Below are 16,233 nucleotides of genomic sequence, written 5' to 3' on the forward strand. Positions count from 1 at the left end.
ATAGCCGAATTTGGGTCACCCGCAACCTTGCGTGGCTCGCTAGCCGGCGTCGTTCGAGCACAGAACGTCGACGAGATAATAGACGGCGCCTACCTGCTGGACGCGGGCATGCACCGATTGGCGCCACCCGGCCGCCTGGCAGAACTGGTCGGCGGCCTTGCGCATATTCTCCGGCCGGTTGTCGGGCACGCCGACGCGTTGGCCGCCCTGGTTGGGCGCGACGAAGAACTCGCTCGCGAGCCCGCGCAGCGACTGGTTGGGAGGCTCGATCGTTCCGTCCGGGCCTTCCGTTATCCCCGGGCCGACGCGGGTCGCGATCACGGGCGCGATCGGGCGCGCCGAGCGCACCGAAAAGATCCCGCTTTCAACCGATTTGTCGATCCGCTTGCAGCCCGTGAACGTCTTTCCGCTACACACTTCCCAGGCCGAGCCCGGCGTGATCTGGATGCTCTTTGCGGTGAACACAGGGTCTATGTTGGTAAGGGGGCCGGCGAGGCCGAGGTTCGCCCCTTTGAAATGACCCTTGGAGTAGATCGTCATCTCGCCGGTCGTCTGGGCCTCAGCCGCACCTGCCAGGAGCGCCGCCGCGCCCGCGATGCCGATCGCCAATACTCGTCCCATCGACTGCCTCCCCGATAATCTTCGGTAAGAAGGGGTAGCGGAGGCAAATGCGCTTCGCTAGCCAGCGCTTCATGCAAAAGCCCAACGTTCTGGTCACCGGCGGCGCCGGGTACATCGGCAGCCATGCGGTGCTCGCGTTGAAGGATGCCGGCTGGACGGTCGCCGTGATCGACGACCTGTCGACTGGCCGACGCGAATTGGTGCCCGACGATATACCGTTCTTCGAAGGGTCGATCGCTGACGGGGCGCTGGTCAACCGGGCCCTCAAGGAACAGAAGATCGGCGCAATCATGCATTTCGCCGGATCGATCGTGGTTCCGGAATCGGTTGAAAAGCCGCTCGATTATTATCGCAACAACACCGTCGCGACGCATTCCCTGCTGACCGCCGCGGTCGACGCCGGCGTGAAGCACATCCTCTTTTCCTCAACCGCCGCGGTCTACGGCGAGCCGGAGAGCGTTCCCATCCGCGAGGGCGATCCGAAGCAGCCGATCAATCCCTATGGCGCTTCCAAGCTGATGACCGAGCGCATGCTCGAGGATGCCGCGGCGGCCTATCCGTTCAATTATGGCGCGCTGCGCTATTTCAACGTCGCGGGCGCCGATCCTCAGGGCCGGTCAGGGCAGGCGGGTCCCGGATCCACCCATTTGATCAAGGTTGCGGTCGAAGCCGCGGTGGGCAAACGCGCGCATGTCGCGGTCTACGGCAGCGATTACCCGACACCGGACGGCACCTGCATCCGCGACTATATCCACGTCAGCGATCTCGCCGCCGCCCACGTCCAGGCGCTGCAATGGCTGATCGACCACCCGGACGAGAATCTCGTCGTGAATTGCGGCTACGGCCGTGGGCTGTCGGTGCTCGACGTACTCGATGCGGTAGACCGGCTGACCAACATGCCGTTGAAGCGGGTCATGGAAGGTCGGCGCGCTGGTGACCCGCCCGAGCTCGTGTCCGCGAACGATCGCATTCGCGAAGCGCTCGACTGGAAGCCGCAATATCAGGACATCGACCGGATCGTCGCCGACGCGCTCGCCTGGGAGCGTAAGCTCAGCGCGGAAAAGTAAGGAAGCCCGGCACCGCCATGAGCGCCGGGCCTCCAGGTTGAAGAATTACGGGGTCCACCAGACCCATTCGTCGGAATCGATCCGGCCATTGTGGTTGCGATCGATCGTCGCCCAGCTCGACGTTCCCCAATATTCGTCGGCGCTGAGATAGCCGTCGCCATTGGCGTCGAATCCACGCCAATAATAATTCCAATAGTCGGGGTTGTAGTAGGTGGTGCGGTAGAAGCCGCCGCCCCGATAGCAGGACTCAAACTCGCTCTGGCTCACGCGGCCATCGTGATTGAGGTCCCAGTCGCCGTAGCTTCTGGTGCGGAACGTGTTCCACTCGTCGCCGGTGATGTAGCCGTCGTTGTTGACATCGATATAGCCATAACTGCCGCAAACGCCGCCGGCCGCGGCGATCGTCGCCGGGGGCGGGACCGTCGCGCAGCCCGCCAGGGCCGCGCCTCCCGCGAGCAGGGTTGCAATGATAAGTCTTCTCATGAGGGCCTCCTGTTACACGAGCCCTCCCGCTGCCTTGTTTGGCAGGAATTTAACCGCACCAAGGCCTTATGGTTCCGAAACGAGCGCCCTCGCGGCTTGACTTCGCCAAGGCCGCTCTCTAGGGGGACGGCCGGTTTTCGGACCTTTCCAATAACCTAAACACGAGATTACGAGGCAGGCGCCCGGCCATGAAGATTCGCAATAGCTTGAAGTCGCTGAAGGCGCGCCACCGGGATTGCCGCGTGATCCGCCGTCGCGGGCGCACCTACGTCATCAACAAGACGAACCGTCGCTTCAAGGCGCGGCAGGGCTAAGGCACGCACGCGCCCGGTCATTCCATGAACCGGGCCGAGCAGCGCGGCATTCGCGCGCTCCTCCACGATTATCGAACTTACGCTGGCGCGGGGCTGTGGCTCGCGCTTGGCGTGATTCTGCTCGCCGCCGTCGCCGAGGGCTCCGGCCTGCTAATGATCGTGCCGCTGGCGTCGGTCGCGATCGGCGAGGACAGTGCGCGGATCGGCCAATTCGCGCCCTGGCTCGTGAATATCGCGCCAGGCCAGCGCTTCATAATCGCGCTCGCGCTGTTCGTGGGCGCGATGGCCGCGCGATCGGCGCTCCTTTACGCCCGTGATGTCCTGACCAGCCGCTTGCAGACCGGTTACGAGCGGTCGCTGAAGCTGCGCGCCGCCGCCACGCTGGCCGCGCGCGGCTGGAGCTTCGCCAGTAAAGTGGGCCAGGCCGGGATGCAGTCCCTGCTGCTGAGCGACGTCCCGCGCTCGACCCTCGCGATGCAATATGCGCAGCAGTTCGTGGTCGCGCTGACGATGCTGCTGGTACAGCTCACGCTGACGTCCATTCTTTCTCCCGCGCTCACCCTGGTCGCGGTTGCCATCTTGGCGGTAGGTGGAATCGCCGCCACGCGCTGGTTTCGGCGCGGAGTCCTGAGCGGAATCGCCATCCAGGAGTCGGCGAGCGAAAGCGCAGAATCGGGATTTCGACTGCACGCGGGCCTGAAAGCGGCGCTTGCCCAAGGCACGGTTGGGCCGTTCCTCGCCGAATATGGACGCACCCTCGATGCCGCGGGATCGCAGGTGGTTCGCTTCACGCGCGATTATTCATCGGCGCAGCAGCTTGCCGCGCTCGGTGCCGCGCTGACCGCGGCCCTCCTTCTGTTTATCGGCGTGCGGGTACTACACCTCCCGTTTCCGGTGCTGATCGCGGCCCTCATTCTGTTCGCGCGGATGAGCAACCCGGCGCAGCAGCTACAGCAGGCGGCTCAAAATATCGCAGCGATGGCGCCGTCGTTCGCCGCCATCGAACGCCGCATCGGCGGCCTTGTGGCAGGGGAGCCGGCCCCCTCGTCCGATGTCCCACTCAAATGGGCAGAGCTGAGGCTCGAAGCTGCGGGTTTCGAGCACCAGCCAGGGCTTGGGCTCAAGCGGACGTCGCTGACGGTCAAGCCAGGGGAGTGGCTCGGGCTTGCTGGGCCGTCCGGTGCCGGCAAGACGACGCTTCTCGACCTGGTCGCCGGCCTGCTGGAGCCGACCGACGGCCAGGTCAGCGTGGATGACGCACGCCTGCAGGACCGCGAGCTCGAGCAATGGCGCGCAGGGCTCGGCTACGTTGGTCAGGAAGGAAGCGTGTTCAACGACAGCGTCCGTGCGAACCTGCTCGCGGAGGGGGCGACCGCATCGGACGAGGAATTATGGGCGGCGCTGGACGCGGTCGAGCTCAGCCAACGCATCCGCGCATTCGCGGGCGCACTCGACGAGAGTGTCGGCGATCGCGGAAGCCAGCTTTCCGGCGGAGAGCGCCAGCGGCTGGTCATTGCCCGCGCGCTGCTTCGGAAACCCAGCTTGCTCATCCTCGACGAGGCGACTGCCGCACTCGACGCCCAGAGCGAAGCAGCGCTGCTCCACAGGCTTCGTTCGTTGAAGCCGCGCCCAGCCGCGCTGATCGTCGCGCATCGCGAATCCACCCTCGGCCATTGCGACTCCGTCCTCCGCATCCGACATGGAAAGCTGGAGAAGCGGGGCGGTTAGAGATATTTAAGCTGACGAACCGTTTCACGTCCGGTTCACCCCCGAAACGGTAATCGGGACCATGAGGAGTCGTGTGATGAACAGAACCGCCAAAAGAGCGCTGGTATTGGGCGCGGTCGCGCTTGCCGCGACGGCTGGTTATGCCACCGCCGCCTCGGCCCAGAGCCAGCAGACCCCGAAGGGCTGGAGCTACGAGATCAAGGACGGCAAGCGCGTGCCCAAGGCGGGCAACCGCGTGACCAATCCGGACGGAAGTTGGCGCGAGGAAGTGCGTCAGGGCAATTGCGTGACGATCAAGGAACGGTCCGCCTCTGGCGAGTATAAGGAAACGCGCCAGTGCAACCCGAGCAATCCGGGCTAGGGCTTACTCGGCTCGTCGAACTTGCCCTTCGGGCGCTCCTTGATCACGCAATCGGGTAGCCCGCTTCCGGGCACATCCTTGCAGTCACGGACCTGCGCGCTGCCATCGGGACCGGCGAACACCGCCCAGTCGCGCGGCTGCCCGCCGTCGTAGACGCAGTGCGCCATCCACATGTCGAGGTTCTCGTAGGTGCCGACGAAGCCGGCATCGGTGACGCGCTTGCAGGTGTAGCCGGCATCGTAGATCGCGCGCTTGAGGCCGATGGCGAGGTTGACGGCGTCGAGCTGATGCAGTTGCTGTTGCTCGGCGCTGGTCACGCGAATCTTCGTCTGGTTCTGCGGCGGGCCCTGATCGTTGCATCCCGCGAGCGCGACGGCGCCCAACAGCGCCAGTGTGAGTGAGCGGATCATGCTTCCTCCTTCACCGGTCATAACGAATCTTGACGCGAGCGGCTGCAGCCTTGGCGCGTTCGACTGCATCTTCGATGGTTTCCGCGCGGGCCAAGGCGACGCCCATCCGCCGATTGGGCAGGGTCGTTGGCTTGGCGAACAGCCTGACATCGACGGGGTTGCGCGATGCGCCGAGAGCAAGCGCTTCGGCGACGCCCTCGAAGCTGAACTTGTCGCTTTCCCGATCGCCCAGGATCACCGCCGATGCTGACGGGCCGGCAAGCTCGATCGACGGGATCGGAAGTTCGAGAATCGCGCGCAGGTGAAGCTCGAACTCGTTCGGAAATTGCGAGATCAGGGTGACCATCCCGGTGTCGTGCGGGCGGGGGCTAAGCTCGGAAAAGATCGCCTGGTCGCCGGAAACGAAGAACTCGACCCCGAAGATGCCATAGCCGCCGAGCGCTTCGACCACCTTGCGCGCCTGGTGGCGGGACGATTGAAGCGCGCCTTGCGAGATGGCGGCCGGCTGCCAGCTTTCGCGATAGTCGCCCGCCTCCTGGCGGTGGCCGATCGGCGGACAGAATAGTACCCCGTCCTTGGTCGCGATGGTGAGAAGCGTGATCTCGCTGTCGAACTTGATGAATTCCTCGACGATCACCCGCGGCCGGTCGCCGCGCATCTTCTCGACTGCATAGTCCCAGGCCTTGCCGACTTCGTCCGCGTCCTTCGCCGTGCTTTGGCCCTTACCCGAGCTCGACATGACCGGCTTCACCACGCACGGCAGGCCGACTTCGGCCGCGGCGGCGATCGCCTCCTCGCGGCTTTCGGCGAAGCGGTATTTTGAGGTGATGAGCGCCAGCTCCATCGCGGCAAAATCGCGAATGCCGTCACGGTTCATCGTCAGCTGCACCGCCCTGGCTGACGGCGCGACGTGCCAGCCTTCAACCTCCAGCGCGGCCAGGGTCGCCGTGTCGATCGCTTCGATCTCGGGCACGATGAAGTCCGGCTTATGCTTCTTGACCGCGGCGCGGAGCGCCTTGCCGTCGAGCATCGGGAACACTTCGAAGGCGTCGGCAATCTGCATCGCCGGCGCATTGGCGTAGCGGTCGCAGGCGATGACCCGGCAACCGAGCCGCTTGGCGGCAATGGCGAATTCGCGGCCGAGCTCGCCGGAACCGAGCAGCATCAGGGTGGCAAGGTACATGCGCTGGCGATAGCCGCGCCGCGAATGCTCGGCTAGACCGGTGGCGATGGAGGGGGAGTATCCATGCGTTCGTTGCTACTGATCACCGTTGCCGCGCTGACCATTGCCGCTGTTCCGGCCAAGAAGCTTACGCCCAACGATGTCGTCGCTGCCTCGCCCGCTAGCGCGTGGAAGACGATCAGCCCTGACGATTTGATGGTCATCGACCTGAAGAGCGGCGGGCGCGTGGTGGTGCAGCTGGCGCCGGAATTTACCCCGGTCCACGTCGCCAACATCAAGATCCTGGCGCGCGCCAATTACTGGAACGGCGCGACGGTCTATCGCGTGCAGGACAATTATGTCGCGCAATGGGGCCGCAACGACAGCGACAAGCCGTTCCCCGCCGGTGTCGTAGCCAAGCCGCCTGCCGAATATACGCGGGCGCTCAAGGGGCTGAAGATCAAGCCGCTCGGCTATGCCGACCCTTACGCTCCGGGCGCGGGTTTCGCCGATGGCTGGCCGGTTGCCTACAGCCCCAAGGCAGGCTGGGCGAACCTCGCCCATTGCTACGCGAGCGTCGGCGTGGGCCGCGACCTCTCGCCCGACACCGGTACGGGCGGGGAGCTCTATGCGGTCATCGGCCAGGCGCCGCGCCAGCTCGATCGCGTGATCGCGGTCGTCGGCCGGGTGGTCGACGGGATCGACAAGCTAAGCTCATTGCCGCGCGGGACGGAGGCGCTCGGCTTCTACAAGGATGCAGCCATGTACGTGCCGATCGCGTCCGTGCGGCTGGCGAGCGAGATGCCCACCAAGGACCGTCCCACCTACGAATATATGGATACGGGGAGCGCGACCTTCGCCAACTATTTGAAGATCCGCGCCAACCGGCACGACGATTTCTACATCCGCCCGGCAGGCGGCGTCGACCTGTGCAACGTCCAGGTGCCCGTCAGGAAGAAGGGCTGAACTTAGTGACCTAAGCGGCCCAGGCGTGCAGGTCGCGGTTCTTGTGCTGGATAATCACCGGGCCGTTGTGCGAACGCATGCTCGCCTCGGCCAGTGGCAGCGCGGTCGCGCAGAAAGCGCATTCGGCCGACATGCGACCAATCAGCCACTGGATGCGCCCGCATCCCGGGCAGTGGTTGACCTCATGTTCGCGGTAAACTGCGTGATAGCCCCGCTCATTGGGCTTGCGGACCTCGCTCGTCGCAAGGTTGATCATGGCAGACCTTCCTTTCGGCCTCCCCAACGAGCAGCCGGCGACGAGGTTGCAGCCCGTCCGGGCTCGAAGAAGGGCAAGCACTTGGCGGGTTGAGGCGAATCGAGCCGGGCGCCCGATCAGCGGCCGGTATCGACAGTCAGTCCTTGACCTCGTCGAGCGAGATCGGCTCGGCGAATTCGGCGCCCAGCTTCTCTCCAGCGGTCCATTTGACGACCGCGTTGGCGCGCTCCCGGCCCGGAAGCATCAGCCACACGCGCGTCCCCACTTCGAAATGGCCTTCGGCAATGGCCATGAAGCCCCGTTCGGAGATGTTCAGCACCTTCGCCTCGACGCCATTGGCGCCGAGCTCACGCATCTTCGCGTCAAGCTCGACCGGCAGCCGCGAATATTGGCGCCGTTCGCTTTCATCCTCGGCTATCCGAGCCTTCATCACGAAACTCATCTCCATCCGCCGCTACTCCGGCGGGAATGCGAAGGACAGGCCGATGCGGCCTTCCTTCACCCATCGCACCTGTGCCGAGACTGCGCCCCGGTCAAGGAGCTGGAGCGGCAATCGTTCCCCGATATTCGGGATGTGTGGGAAAATGACCATGGCGCCCGATCCCGACACGTTGACCAAGCGAACCACATGCTTGCGGCCGCGGAACTCGAGCACGGCGGTGCCGGAGACAGCCGCATGCCGTGCCTCGCCGCGTTCGTCGATCGAACGCTGCTCGGTCCGCGGGATCATCCCGCCATCAAGAAAGAAACTAGACGCCACTTACCTGCCTCCCCACAAAAGGCGGCCCGCATCCTAGCCAGCTTGGCTTAAGGATTGGTTTGCAACAAACTGTTGCCTGGCGGTCACTGGCGACCGCTTCGGATCGCGTGTATGAATCGACTGGGAAGACGGGGTATTCGTTTTAAAATGAACGAGTTGAAGCCGATGGGCCGGCGTTCGAAGTCCCTCATGCTATTCACTGCACTTGCAGCTTTCTCAGGTGCGGCCGCGCTCGCCCAGACGGCGCCGCCGAAGCCGGCGACCGTGCCGACTCCGAAGCCCGACGCCGCCGTGCCGGGGGCGCCCGCCGTCGCCGCTCAACCGGTTTTGCCGACACCGCCTCCTCTTCCGCCGGTCATGTGGGACCCGGTCAGCGCGCAGGACCTCGTCTATTATATCCAGCAGATCGGCAGCGAGGGCCTAAACCCCGCCGATTATGACGCGGCCGGTCTCACTGCCGCGATCCAGGCCGGCGACCCCGTCGCTCTGTCCGCCGCGGCCACCGACCGCTTCAACCGTGTCTCGTCCGACCTCGCGCTCGGCCATGTGAAGAAGGGTGGGCGGATCCAGTGGTTCGTGGTCGACAACGACCTTGACGCGGCCAAGCAGGATGCCTTGCTGCGCAATGCGCTGGCGACGCACCAGCTTGCGGCAGCGCTCAACGGCCTGCTTCCGACGCACCCGCAATATGCCGCGCTCAAGGCCGCGCTGGAGATCACCCCGGAAAGCGACAAAGCGAAGCGCGACCGAATCAGGCTCAACATGGACCGCTGGCGCTGGCTGCCGCGCGACCTAGGCCAGAAATATATCATCGTGAACGTGCCCGGCTTCCACGCAACCCTGGTCGAAAATGGCGTCAACCGCTGGAAGCAGCGCGCGATCGCCGGCGCGACCAAGACGCCGACCCCACAATTGTCAGCCATGGCGGTGGGCGTGATGCTCAACCCTTCTTGGGAGGTGCCGCCGAGCATCACGCATGAAGTCTCGGGCAAAAAGGGCTTCGTGCCCATCATGAAGGACGGCAAGCTGCTCCGCTGGAGCCAGCCGCCTGGGCCGACCAACGCCCTCGGGCAGGTCAAATTCGTGATGTACAACCCGCACAACATCTACCTGCACGATACCAATGCGCGGAGCCGCTTCAGCAGCCGCATGCGCGCGCTGAGCCACGGCTGTATCCGGACCGAGCATATCATGGATCTCGCGACCGAATTGCTCGGCGACGACAACGGCCCGTGGACGTCTTCAAAGATCCAGGCGCAGCTCGCCACAGGCAAGACCAAGCAGGCCAACTTCGTGAAGCCGCTCCCGGTCTACATCGTCTATTTCAGCGCGGCCGCGCTCAACGACGGCAGCATCGTCGATTACCAGGACCTCTACGGCCGCGACGGCAAGGCCATGACTGCGCTCAACATGAAGGACGGCGGGGCGAGCATGACCGCGCCCAAGCCGAAGCCGGACCAGGTCGCGTCCCGGTAAGAAAAAAGCCCCGCCGAAGCGGGGCTTTTGAATTCCTTTGAAAGCCGAGGCTTAAGCCAGCTTCTCCGCGTAGATCATCCGGCCGCCGGCGAGCTTGCGCATCACGTCCCACTGGCTCTTGCGGCTCATTGCGAAGCAACCTTCCGAGCGGCCCAGCTTGCCGTGGATCGGGATCATGTCGTCCTCGGCGTACCAGGCATTGTGGATGACGATGGCGCGCGGCTCAGCGTTGTAGTTCGACCAGTCGAGGCCGCGGACCTTCATCGAAAGCCCGTACTTGCCCTGATAATAATCGCCGGTCGTGTAAGCGCCGTTCGAGCTCGCATAGGAGCCGAAGTCGTTGGAAAACTTCTCGACGAAGCCCGAGTGATCGGGGTCCGAGCCACGGCCGTGGGCGACGCGGTGCGCCTCGACATTGCCGCTCATCAGGTCGACGAGGAAGAAGCGCTCCTGGTCCGACGGCTTGGAGAAATCGACGACGCCGATCGTGTCGCGCGGCCCGACCTTATGAATGTCGAGCGCGGCCTTGGCCTTGGCGAACAGAGTCGGGTCGATCCCGGCCGGCGCCGAAGCTACCAGCGGCTGGGCGGGCGGCAGCGGCGTGGTCGGCTGCGGCACCAGAATCGACGGCAGCACCTGCGATGCGGCCGAGGACGAAATGATCGCTCCCGCCGCGCCCATGGCGCCCAAACGCAACATTTCCCGACGATTCAGTGACAAGTCGCAACCCTCCCGGTGAAGCGATGTTTCTAACATTCAAAGGGTTAATGGCCGATAACCTAATCGTTCAGGTTTCGCCTTCCGCCGTTCGGTTGGCTCGGTTCGTCGCACCGGTCACGATATTGCAACGGGTTGAACCCATGGACATGCACTGCTACAGGCCGCGCGCCGCCGAGGTTCTCCTCTGGAGGCCAATTCCTATTGCCTTAGAAGGGTTGTGACGAGTTTTTATGCAGATCATCGTTCGCGACAATAATGTTGAGCAGGCGCTGCGCGCGCTCAAGAAGAAGCTGCAGCGCGAGGGCGTCTACCGCGAGATGAAGCTGCGCCGTCATTACGAGAAGCCGAGCGAGAAGCGCGCTCGCGAGCGCGCCGCGGCGATTCGCCGGGCCCGCAAGCTCGAGCGCAAGCGCGCCGAGCGCGAAGGCTCCCGCTAAGCCTAGCCGCAAACAGTCGATGTCAGTCGCTGAAGCCGCGCACCGACCCGCCCACACCGGCCGGGCGGTCAAGCTGTGGCTCGCGTTCATCCTCGTTATCGCCGCCGGCGTCGGGCTTGCCTGGATCGGCGCTCACTCCGTTCGAGGCCGGACCGTCCAGGTCGAAACCGTTACGCCGGGCACCGGCCCGCTGATCACCGCGCAAGACGGCGTGCTGATCGAATATGAAGGCCGCCTGGCCGACGGGAAGGTATTCGATTCTACCGCAGGCAAGGGGCCTGCCCCCGTCCTTCCCAGCGCGACGATCCCCGGATTCGCCGAAGCGCTGATGAAGATGCAGGAAGGCGGCCACTACAAGACCCATATCCCGGCGAAGCTCGGCTACGGCGAGCAGTCACCGCCGGGCATCCCGCCCAACTCGGACCTCGACTTCGACATCCATGTCGTGAAGGTCGTTCCGAACGCCGCGCTGATGCAGCAGGGCGCTCCACAGCAATAAGGCTCAGCCGGAGGCAACGACCTTCGGCTTATCGCCAACCTTCGCGGCCTGCTGCTTGGACAGGTCGACCAGGACCACCTTCATCGTCGCCAGGATCGGGTCGGCGAACAGCACGCCCAGGATCCCGAACAGCGCGCCCATCAGCAGCTGCATGCCCAGTACAAGCGCCGGCGGCAGGTCGACCGTGCGCCGCGCGATATAGGGCACGACCAGATAGCCATCGATGTTCTGGACGAAGAAATAGACGAAGATCGCATAGACGCCCGTGTCGGGGCCCGCGCTGAAGCCGACCGCGACCATCAGCACGCCCGACGTGATCGCGCCGATATTGGGGATGAAGGCGAGGACGCCGGTAACCAGGCCCAGAAGCGCCGCCATCGGCACCGGCCCGACCCCGAAGATTCGGCTGACATATTCCAGCATGAACCAGGTAAAGACGCCTTCGAACGCCATGCCGACGAGGCGGCCGAACAGCAGCCGGCGAAGCGTGAAGCCGACATGCTCGGCGATTCGGTAGAAGCCGGCGCGGTGCCGCACCGGCAGCATCCAGGCGATGCCCCGGTCATAGATCTTCGGCTCGGCGGCAAGAAAGATTCCGATCACGATCATCAGGATGAGGCTGGTGACCGCGCCGACCACGCTGCCGACGGCGCTGGTCAGGCGGCCGACCGATCCCAATAGTTGGCTGCCGATATTCTGCGGCGGCCCCTTGGGCATCAGGCCGAGCGAGGCAACGAAAGCGAGGAGCTTGTCGAACTGGGCGGTGACGACCTGGCGCAACGCCTCGAACTGCGCGGCGATGGTCGTTCCGGCGAACCAGAAGACCCAACCCAGGAAGCCGAAGCCAAGCACGATCGTCAGCATCAGCCGCCACCCGCGGCGGATCGGCAGGTAGCGGCCGAGCAGGCGCGTGCCGCCGTCGAGGAAGACGGCGAAGATTGCGCCGCCAATGATCAGCAGCAGCGGCTGGGCGAGGACGACGACGCCGACGATGAGCAAGGCAAGGCCGAGCCAGATCGCAGCCTTGGCCAGCTCGCGGCGGACGAAGGGGTCGCGGAACTCCGCCGGACCGGGCCGCTCGACGTGCGGCTCAGTGGTCGGCGGGGACTTCCGCGCGGCCATCAGCTATTCCGCAGCGACCTGCCGGCGCGGCCATGGCGGAGCGCCTCGAACCAAGTCAGCGGGTTCCACCACACGCTCGATCCGTCGAGCGAGAAGGTGATGAACTCCGCGCGGCCGCCGATATTCTCCCACGGCACCGGTCCGCCCAGGCCGCCCTGCCATTCGGGCACGCGGCTGTCGGCCGAATCGTCGCGGTTGTCGCCCATCAGCCAGAGGTGGCCGGCAGGCACGGTGATCGGGCCGAAATTGTCTTCAGTCGACCGGCCGAGCTCGACCGTTTCATAAGTGCGGCCGCCGGGCATCGTCTCGCGGACAACAGGCACGCGGCAGTACAATTTGCCGTCGGCACCTTGCACCTTAAAGTCATAAAGCGCGGGGTCGTGCGGCGACCCGCACGGCGAGTTGGCGTCGACCGGCACCATGTCGGGCGCTTCGGCGACGCGCTTCACCGACTGGCCATTGATCGTCAGCTGGCCGTCACGCATCTGCACGGTGTCGCCGGGCAGGCCGATGACGCGCTTGATGTAATCGGTCCGAGTGCCGGGCGGCGTGACGATGACGATGTCGCCGCGCTTGGGCAGCTGCCCGAACAGGCGCCCCTTCATCGGCGGCAGCACGTGGAAGCTTGGGCTGACCCAGGAAAAGCCATAGGGATATTTGCTGACCACCAGCCGGTCGCCGGTGAGCAGCCCGGGCATCATCGATTCCGACGGGATGTAGAAAGGCTTGGCGACGAAGCTGTGGAACGCGAGCACCGCCACCAGCACCCACAGCAGGCCGCGGATTTCGCGCCATAGCGCGGAGCCTTCTTCCTTGTTCTCCGCGTGCGGCGCTTCCGGTTCTGCGCTCGCTTCGGGCATAGTATCGCTCAACACTCAAGGCTCCAGCTTGCGGGCAGCCAGGATGATGAATGCCTGCGCCCAGGGGTGATCGTCGGTCATCGTCAAATGTATGTCGATGGCGTGGCCTTCCGGCGCAAGAGCGTCAAGCCGCGCCTTTGCTCCGCCGGTCAGCTGTAATGTCGGAGCACCTGACGGCAGATTAACGACGCCGATGTCCTTCATATAGACGCCGCGCTTGAACCCGGTGCCGACGGCTTTCGAGAAAGCTTCCTTGGCGGCGAAGCGCTTGGCGAGCGTGCCGGCGATGGTGTGCGGGCGCGACGCCGCCTTCTTGCGCTCGAGGTCGGTGAAGACGCGGTTGAGGAACTTGTCGCCCCAGCGGTCGAGCGAATTCTGGATCCGCTCGATATTACACAGGTCTGATCCGATGCCGACGATGGTCATCGCGCTTCGTCCATCAGCGCGCGCATCCGTCGGACACTTGCTTCGAGCCCGGTGAAGATCGCCTCGCCGATCAGGAAATGCCCGATATTGAGTTCGGCAATCTGCGGGATGGCGGCGACGGGAATGACGTTGTCGAAGGTCAGGCCGTGGCCGGCGTGCGGCTCGATTCCATTCTTGACCGCGAGTGCGGCCGCATCGGCGATGCGCTTGAGCTCCGTCGCGCGCTCGTCGCCATCGACATGGGCGTAGCGGCCGGTGTGGAACTCGACGACCGGCGCGCCAAGCCGGACTGCGGCGGCCACCTGTGCTTCGGTCGGTTCGATGAACAGGCTGACCCGGATGTTAGCCGCGCCAAGCTTGTCGACGAAATAAGCGAGATGGTTGTGCTGGCCCGCCGCATCGAGCCCGCCCTCGGTGGTCCGTTCCTCGCGCCGTTCGGGCACCATGCAGGCGGCGTGCGGCTTATGGCGGAGCGCGATGTCCAGCATCTCCTCGGTCGCCGCCATTTCGAGGTTCAGCGGCAGGTCGATCTCGGCCATCAGCCGGTCGATGTCCCGGTCGGTGATGTGGCGCCGGTCTTCCCGCAGGTGCGCGGTGATGCCGTCGGCGCCGGCTTCGGCGGCCATGATCGCTGCCCGGACCGGGTCGGGATGATCGCCGCCGCGCGCGTTCCGGATGGTCGCGACGTGGTCGATATTAACTCCAAGGCGGAGCTTGCCGGTCACGCCGCGGCGCGACTCCCGGGCTTGATCGCGGGGATCGCCGCGAGCTCGGGCGGCACCGCATCCGCGTCGTAGGTCGGGACGTCGATCCGGATCAGCGGCACGAACGGCACGCCGAGGTCGGCCTTGCCCGACGAGCGGTCGACCAGCGCCGCTTCCGCGATCACATCGCCGCCGGCCTTGCGCACGGCCTCGATCGCTTCGCGCGACGACAGGCCGGTAGTCACCACATCCTCGACCATCAGCACTTTGGTGCCGCGATCGATCGAAAAGCCGCGGCGAAGCTCGAACACGCCCTGGGGCCGCTCGACGAACATCGCCGGCTTGCCGAGCGCCCGGCCCATCTCGTGGCCGATGATCAGGCCGCCCATCGCCGGCGAGATCACGACCTCGATCCGGCTCCGGAGATCGGCCGGGATCTTTGCGGCCAGCGCCGTCGCGAGCCGCTCGGCCCGCGCCGGATCCATCAGCACTCGCGCGCATTGCAGATATTTGGGGCTGCGCAGCCCGGACGAGAGAATGAAATGGCCTTCGAGCAGGGCGTCGGCGGCGCGGAATTCGGCGAGGATTTCGCTATCGGTCATTGGGTCGGTCATGGTCGGGAACGGCCATTAGGCCGCGCGGCCAGCCGCTTCAACATGACATGTTGAGGCAAGCGCTTGAGGCTCCCGAAACCCGCGCTTATAGAGACCGCCAAAACCGGGGGCGCAACCGCGTTTCCCGTCCAAGCACGTCAGGGGAAACGATGAGATTGATGGGACTGGCGATCGCCTTGGCCGCGGCCGGGCTAACACCGGCGGTGGCGGCCCAAGCGCCTACAACGCCGCCGGCAACCGCGCCGACCGCCAATGCCGCCGCGCCCGCCGCGGAGACGCCGCCCGCCGGCACCGCCCAGGACGCGACGAAGCCCGACGCGGCCCAGCCCCCGGTCGTTTACGGATCGGTCGGCCACATGATCCCGACCCCCGGCGTCGGTGAGCCCGACGGCCGCAAGGGCATCCAGCTGCAGGTCACGCCGATTGGCGAGGAAGCACTCGGCTTCCACAACAACTGGCTGTTGCCGCTGTGCGCCGCGATTAGCATCTTGGTTCTCGGCTTGCTGCTTTTCGCCATGGTCCGCTTCCGCCGCGGCGCGAACCCGACCCCATCGCGCAATTCGCACAACACCACGATCGAGGTGATCTGGACGCTCGTGCCGGTGCTGGTCCTGGTCGCGATCGCGATCCCGTCGATCCGCCTGCTCCGCCACCAATATACGCCGCCGCCAGCCGACGTGACGATCAAGGTCACCGGGCACCAATGGTATTGGAGCTACGAATATCCGGACAGCGGGGTGACCTTCGACAGCTACATGCTGAAGGAAGCCAGCGACCCGACGCGCCAGAAGAACCAGCGCGCCCGCACCGACAACGATGGCCCGCCGCTGCTCGCGGTCGACGAGCGGGTGGTGATCCCGGTCGGGAAGGTGGTGAAGTTCATCATCACTGCCGACGACGTGATCCACAGCTTTGCGGTACCAGCCTTCTGGATCAAGCAGGACGCGAACCCCGGCCAGCTCCACGAGACCTGGGTCAAGGTCGACCGTCCGGGCGTCTATTTCGGCCAATGTTCCGAGCTCTGCGGCGCGCGCCACGGCTTCATGCCGATCGCGGTCGAGGCGGTTCCGGCTGCGCAATATGCCGAATGGATCGCACAAAAGGGCGGCCACATGCCCGGCGCTACGCCGCCGGCGACCCCGGCCGCCGCTCCAGCCGCCGCGCCCGCTGCAGCGGCGCCAGCCGCGACCGAGCCTGCGACCCAACAACCCGCGACCAACCAGGCCGCGACGGCACAGAATTAAGAA

22 protein-coding genes are annotated in these 16,233 nt (G+C 65.2%); 9 read left to right on the top strand and 13 right to left on the bottom strand.

From position 1 onward, the window contains the following. Window positions 1–39: 39 nt before the first annotated feature. On the bottom strand, window positions 40–621 hold the full coding sequence (locus AC4K8G_RS08985) for a hypothetical protein (protein WP_491733811.1): 582 nt from the start codon (window positions 619–621) through the stop codon (window positions 40–42). Between the two features lie 71 nt (window positions 622–692). On the opposite strand from AC4K8G_RS08985, the gene galE reads away from it, so the two are divergent. Further along, entirely contained in the window at window positions 693–1,688 is a 996-nt protein-coding gene (gene galE, locus AC4K8G_RS08990) for a UDP-glucose 4-epimerase GalE (RefSeq protein ID WP_491733812.1), read from the top strand. 45 nt (window positions 1,689–1,733) lie between these two features. Here galE and AC4K8G_RS08995 read toward each other — a convergent pair whose 3' ends face one another. Beyond that, window positions 1,734–2,171 carry an EF-hand domain-containing protein gene (locus AC4K8G_RS08995; RefSeq protein ID WP_491733813.1) on the bottom strand — a complete coding sequence of 146 codons (438 nt, stop codon included), beginning with the start codon at window positions 2,169–2,171 and terminating at the stop codon, window positions 1,734–1,736. 188 nt (window positions 2,172–2,359) lie between these two features. On the opposite strand from AC4K8G_RS08995, the gene ykgO reads away from it, so the two are divergent. The 3 genes from ykgO (at window position 2,360) to AC4K8G_RS09010 (ending at window position 4,574) form a co-directional block, all read left to right on the top strand. Then, the gene (ykgO, locus tag AC4K8G_RS09000; protein ID WP_118857849.1) at window positions 2,360–2,485 is read left to right on the top strand and encodes a type B 50S ribosomal protein L36; all 126 of its coding nucleotides are present in this window, start codon (window positions 2,360–2,362) and stop codon (window positions 2,483–2,485) included. Between the two features lie 24 nt (window positions 2,486–2,509). After that, a complete protein-coding gene (locus tag AC4K8G_RS09005) occupies window positions 2,510–4,213 on the top strand; it encodes an ATP-binding cassette domain-containing protein (RefSeq protein WP_491733814.1) in 1,704 nt (567 codons plus the stop codon). Window positions 4,214–4,289: 76 nt separating this feature from the next. Beyond that, window positions 4,290–4,574 (top strand): hypothetical protein, encoded by a 285-nt coding sequence (locus tag AC4K8G_RS09010; protein WP_491733815.1) that lies wholly within the window; start codon window positions 4,290–4,292, stop codon window positions 4,572–4,574. Here AC4K8G_RS09010 and AC4K8G_RS09015 read toward each other — a convergent pair. Together AC4K8G_RS09015 and purT are read right to left on the bottom strand one after the other, a co-directional pair. Beyond that, window positions 4,571–4,984: a hypothetical protein gene (locus AC4K8G_RS09015; RefSeq protein WP_491733816.1), complete on the bottom strand. Its 414-nt coding sequence runs from the start codon at window positions 4,982–4,984 to the stop codon at window positions 4,571–4,573. The two genes, AC4K8G_RS09010 and AC4K8G_RS09015, sit on opposite strands and share 4 nt — an antisense overlap. A 10-nt stretch (window positions 4,985–4,994) precedes the next feature. Beyond that, window positions 4,995–6,167 carry a formate-dependent phosphoribosylglycinamide formyltransferase gene (purT, locus tag AC4K8G_RS09020; protein WP_491733817.1) on the bottom strand — a complete coding sequence of 391 codons (1,173 nt, stop codon included), beginning with the start codon at window positions 6,165–6,167 and terminating at the stop codon, window positions 4,995–4,997. A gap of 63 nt (window positions 6,168–6,230) precedes the next feature. On the opposite strand from purT, the gene AC4K8G_RS09025 reads away from it, so the two are divergent. Continuing rightward, on the top strand, window positions 6,231–7,112 hold the full coding sequence (locus tag AC4K8G_RS09025; RefSeq protein WP_491733818.1) for a peptidylprolyl isomerase: 882 nt from the start codon (window positions 6,231–6,233) through the stop codon (window positions 7,110–7,112). Window positions 7,113–7,122: 10 nt separating this feature from the next. On the opposite strand, the gene AC4K8G_RS09030 is transcribed toward AC4K8G_RS09025, so the two are convergent. From AC4K8G_RS09030 to AC4K8G_RS09040, 3 genes are all read right to left on the bottom strand, one after another. Next, window positions 7,123–7,368 carry a hypothetical protein gene (locus AC4K8G_RS09030; protein ID WP_491733819.1) on the bottom strand — a complete coding sequence of 82 codons (246 nt, stop codon included), beginning with the start codon at window positions 7,366–7,368 and terminating at the stop codon, window positions 7,123–7,125. 136 nt (window positions 7,369–7,504) lie between these two features. Next, the gene (locus tag AC4K8G_RS09035) at window positions 7,505–7,810 is read right to left on the bottom strand and encodes a PilZ domain-containing protein (protein WP_491733820.1); all 306 of its coding nucleotides are present in this window, start codon (window positions 7,808–7,810) and stop codon (window positions 7,505–7,507) included. A 12-nt stretch (window positions 7,811–7,822) separates the two neighbouring features. Beyond that, entirely contained in the window at window positions 7,823–8,128 is a 306-nt protein-coding gene (locus tag AC4K8G_RS09040) for a PilZ domain-containing protein (protein ID WP_491733821.1), read from the bottom strand. 147 nt (window positions 8,129–8,275) lie between these two features. Between AC4K8G_RS09040 and AC4K8G_RS09045 the strand changes: the two genes are divergently transcribed. Continuing rightward, window positions 8,276–9,604 (top strand): L,D-transpeptidase family protein, encoded by a 1,329-nt coding sequence (locus AC4K8G_RS09045; RefSeq protein WP_491733822.1) that lies wholly within the window; start codon window positions 8,276–8,278, stop codon window positions 9,602–9,604. A 51-nt stretch (window positions 9,605–9,655) separates the two neighbouring features. Here the strand turns inward: AC4K8G_RS09045 and AC4K8G_RS09050 are convergent, their stop codons facing one another. Next, window positions 9,656–10,303, bottom strand: coding sequence for a murein L,D-transpeptidase catalytic domain family protein (locus tag AC4K8G_RS09050; protein ID WP_491733823.1), 648 nt, complete (start codon window positions 10,301–10,303; stop codon window positions 9,656–9,658). A gap of 251 nt (window positions 10,304–10,554) precedes the next feature. Here AC4K8G_RS09050 and rpsU point away from each other — a divergent pair, with 251 nt between their 5' ends. Both rpsU and AC4K8G_RS09060 read left to right on the top strand, forming a co-directional pair. Further along, entirely contained in the window at window positions 10,555–10,761 is a 207-nt protein-coding gene (gene rpsU / locus AC4K8G_RS09055) for a 30S ribosomal protein S21 (RefSeq protein WP_192588663.1), read from the top strand. A gap of 19 nt (window positions 10,762–10,780) precedes the next feature. Continuing rightward, window positions 10,781–11,260, top strand: a complete 480-nt coding sequence (locus tag AC4K8G_RS09060; RefSeq protein WP_491733824.1) for an FKBP-type peptidyl-prolyl cis-trans isomerase — start codon at window positions 10,781–10,783, stop codon at window positions 11,258–11,260. Between the two features lie 3 nt (window positions 11,261–11,263). On the opposite strand, the gene AC4K8G_RS09065 is transcribed toward AC4K8G_RS09060, so the two are convergent. Genes AC4K8G_RS09065 through pyrE form a run of 5 tightly spaced genes read right to left on the bottom strand, consistent with a single transcriptional unit; the run spans window position 11,264 to window position 14,974 of the window. Further along, window positions 11,264–12,382 carry an AI-2E family transporter gene (locus tag AC4K8G_RS09065; RefSeq protein WP_491733825.1) on the bottom strand — a complete coding sequence of 373 codons (1,119 nt, stop codon included), beginning with the start codon at window positions 12,380–12,382 and terminating at the stop codon, window positions 11,264–11,266. After that, window positions 12,382–13,242, bottom strand: a complete 861-nt coding sequence (gene lepB, locus AC4K8G_RS09070; protein ID WP_491734443.1) for a signal peptidase I — start codon at window positions 13,240–13,242, stop codon at window positions 12,382–12,384. Before lepB ends, AC4K8G_RS09065 begins: the two co-directional genes overlap by 1 nt. A 15-nt stretch (window positions 13,243–13,257) precedes the next feature. Beyond that, window positions 13,258–13,668, bottom strand: a complete 411-nt coding sequence (acpS, locus tag AC4K8G_RS09075; protein WP_491733826.1) for a holo-ACP synthase — start codon at window positions 13,666–13,668, stop codon at window positions 13,258–13,260. Then, window positions 13,665–14,393, bottom strand: coding sequence for a pyridoxine 5'-phosphate synthase (locus tag AC4K8G_RS09080; protein ID WP_491733827.1), 729 nt, complete (start codon window positions 14,391–14,393; stop codon window positions 13,665–13,667). The genes acpS and AC4K8G_RS09080 overlap by 4 nt, the downstream gene beginning before the upstream one ends. Next, on the bottom strand, window positions 14,390–14,974 hold the full coding sequence (pyrE, locus tag AC4K8G_RS09085) for an orotate phosphoribosyltransferase (RefSeq protein WP_491733828.1): 585 nt from the start codon (window positions 14,972–14,974) through the stop codon (window positions 14,390–14,392). The genes AC4K8G_RS09080 and pyrE overlap by 4 nt, the downstream gene beginning before the upstream one ends. A 161-nt stretch (window positions 14,975–15,135) precedes the next feature. On the opposite strand from pyrE, the gene coxB reads away from it, so the two are divergent. After that, a complete protein-coding gene (gene coxB / locus AC4K8G_RS09090) occupies window positions 15,136–16,230 on the top strand; it encodes a cytochrome c oxidase subunit II (RefSeq protein ID WP_491733829.1) in 1,095 nt (364 codons plus the stop codon). The last annotated feature ends 3 nt before the right edge of the window (window positions 16,231–16,233 follow it).

The sequence above is a fragment of the Sphingomonas sp. SP3 genome (assembly GCF_058514305.1).

What these genes read in the sequence shown, in the direction of transcription:
- AC4K8G_RS09030 (WP_491733819.1), bottom strand. Translation starts at nt 7,368, where the DNA reads ATGATCAACCTTGCGACGAGCGAGGTCCGCAAGCCCAATGAGCGGGGC.
- rpsU (WP_192588663.1), top strand. Translation starts at nt 10,555, where the DNA reads ATGCAGATCATCGTTCGCGACAATAATGTTGAGCAGGCGCTGCGCGCG.
- coxB (WP_491733829.1), top strand. Translation starts at nt 15,136, where the DNA reads ATGAGATTGATGGGACTGGCGATCGCCTTGGCCGCGGCCGGGCTAACA.
- AC4K8G_RS09050 (WP_491733823.1), bottom strand. Translation starts at nt 10,303, where the DNA reads ATGTTGCGTTTGGGCGCCATGGGCGCGGCGGGAGCGATCATTTCGTCC.
- purT (WP_491733817.1), bottom strand. Translation starts at nt 6,167, where the DNA reads ATGTACCTTGCCACCCTGATGCTGCTCGGTTCCGGCGAGCTCGGCCGC.
- AC4K8G_RS09010 (WP_491733815.1), top strand. Translation starts at nt 4,290, where the DNA reads ATGAACAGAACCGCCAAAAGAGCGCTGGTATTGGGCGCGGTCGCGCTT.
- AC4K8G_RS09035 (WP_491733820.1), bottom strand. Translation starts at nt 7,810, where the DNA reads ATGAGTTTCGTGATGAAGGCTCGGATAGCCGAGGATGAAAGCGAACGG.
- AC4K8G_RS08995 (WP_491733813.1), bottom strand. Translation starts at nt 2,171, where the DNA reads ATGAGAAGACTTATCATTGCAACCCTGCTCGCGGGAGGCGCGGCCCTG.
- AC4K8G_RS09060 (WP_491733824.1), top strand. Translation starts at nt 10,781, where the DNA reads ATGTCAGTCGCTGAAGCCGCGCACCGACCCGCCCACACCGGCCGGGCG.
- acpS (WP_491733826.1), bottom strand. Translation starts at nt 13,668, where the DNA reads ATGACCATCGTCGGCATCGGATCAGACCTGTGTAATATCGAGCGGATC.
- AC4K8G_RS09045 (WP_491733822.1), top strand. Translation starts at nt 8,276, where the DNA reads ATGAACGAGTTGAAGCCGATGGGCCGGCGTTCGAAGTCCCTCATGCTA.
- galE (WP_491733812.1), top strand. Translation starts at nt 693, where the DNA reads ATGCAAAAGCCCAACGTTCTGGTCACCGGCGGCGCCGGGTACATCGGC.
- ykgO (WP_118857849.1), top strand. Translation starts at nt 2,360, where the DNA reads ATGAAGATTCGCAATAGCTTGAAGTCGCTGAAGGCGCGCCACCGGGAT.
- lepB (WP_491734443.1), bottom strand. Translation starts at nt 13,242, where the DNA reads ATGCCCGAAGCGAGCGCAGAACCGGAAGCGCCGCACGCGGAGAACAAG.
- AC4K8G_RS09015 (WP_491733816.1), bottom strand. Translation starts at nt 4,984, where the DNA reads ATGATCCGCTCACTCACACTGGCGCTGTTGGGCGCCGTCGCGCTCGCG.
- AC4K8G_RS09065 (WP_491733825.1), bottom strand. Translation starts at nt 12,382, where the DNA reads ATGGCCGCGCGGAAGTCCCCGCCGACCACTGAGCCGCACGTCGAGCGG.
- pyrE (WP_491733828.1), bottom strand. Translation starts at nt 14,974, where the DNA reads ATGACCGATAGCGAAATCCTCGCCGAATTCCGCGCCGCCGACGCCCTG.
- AC4K8G_RS08985 (WP_491733811.1), bottom strand. Translation starts at nt 621, where the DNA reads ATGGGACGAGTATTGGCGATCGGCATCGCGGGCGCGGCGGCGCTCCTG.
- AC4K8G_RS09005 (WP_491733814.1), top strand. Translation starts at nt 2,510, where the DNA reads ATGAACCGGGCCGAGCAGCGCGGCATTCGCGCGCTCCTCCACGATTAT.
- AC4K8G_RS09025 (WP_491733818.1), top strand. Translation starts at nt 6,231, where the DNA reads ATGCGTTCGTTGCTACTGATCACCGTTGCCGCGCTGACCATTGCCGCT.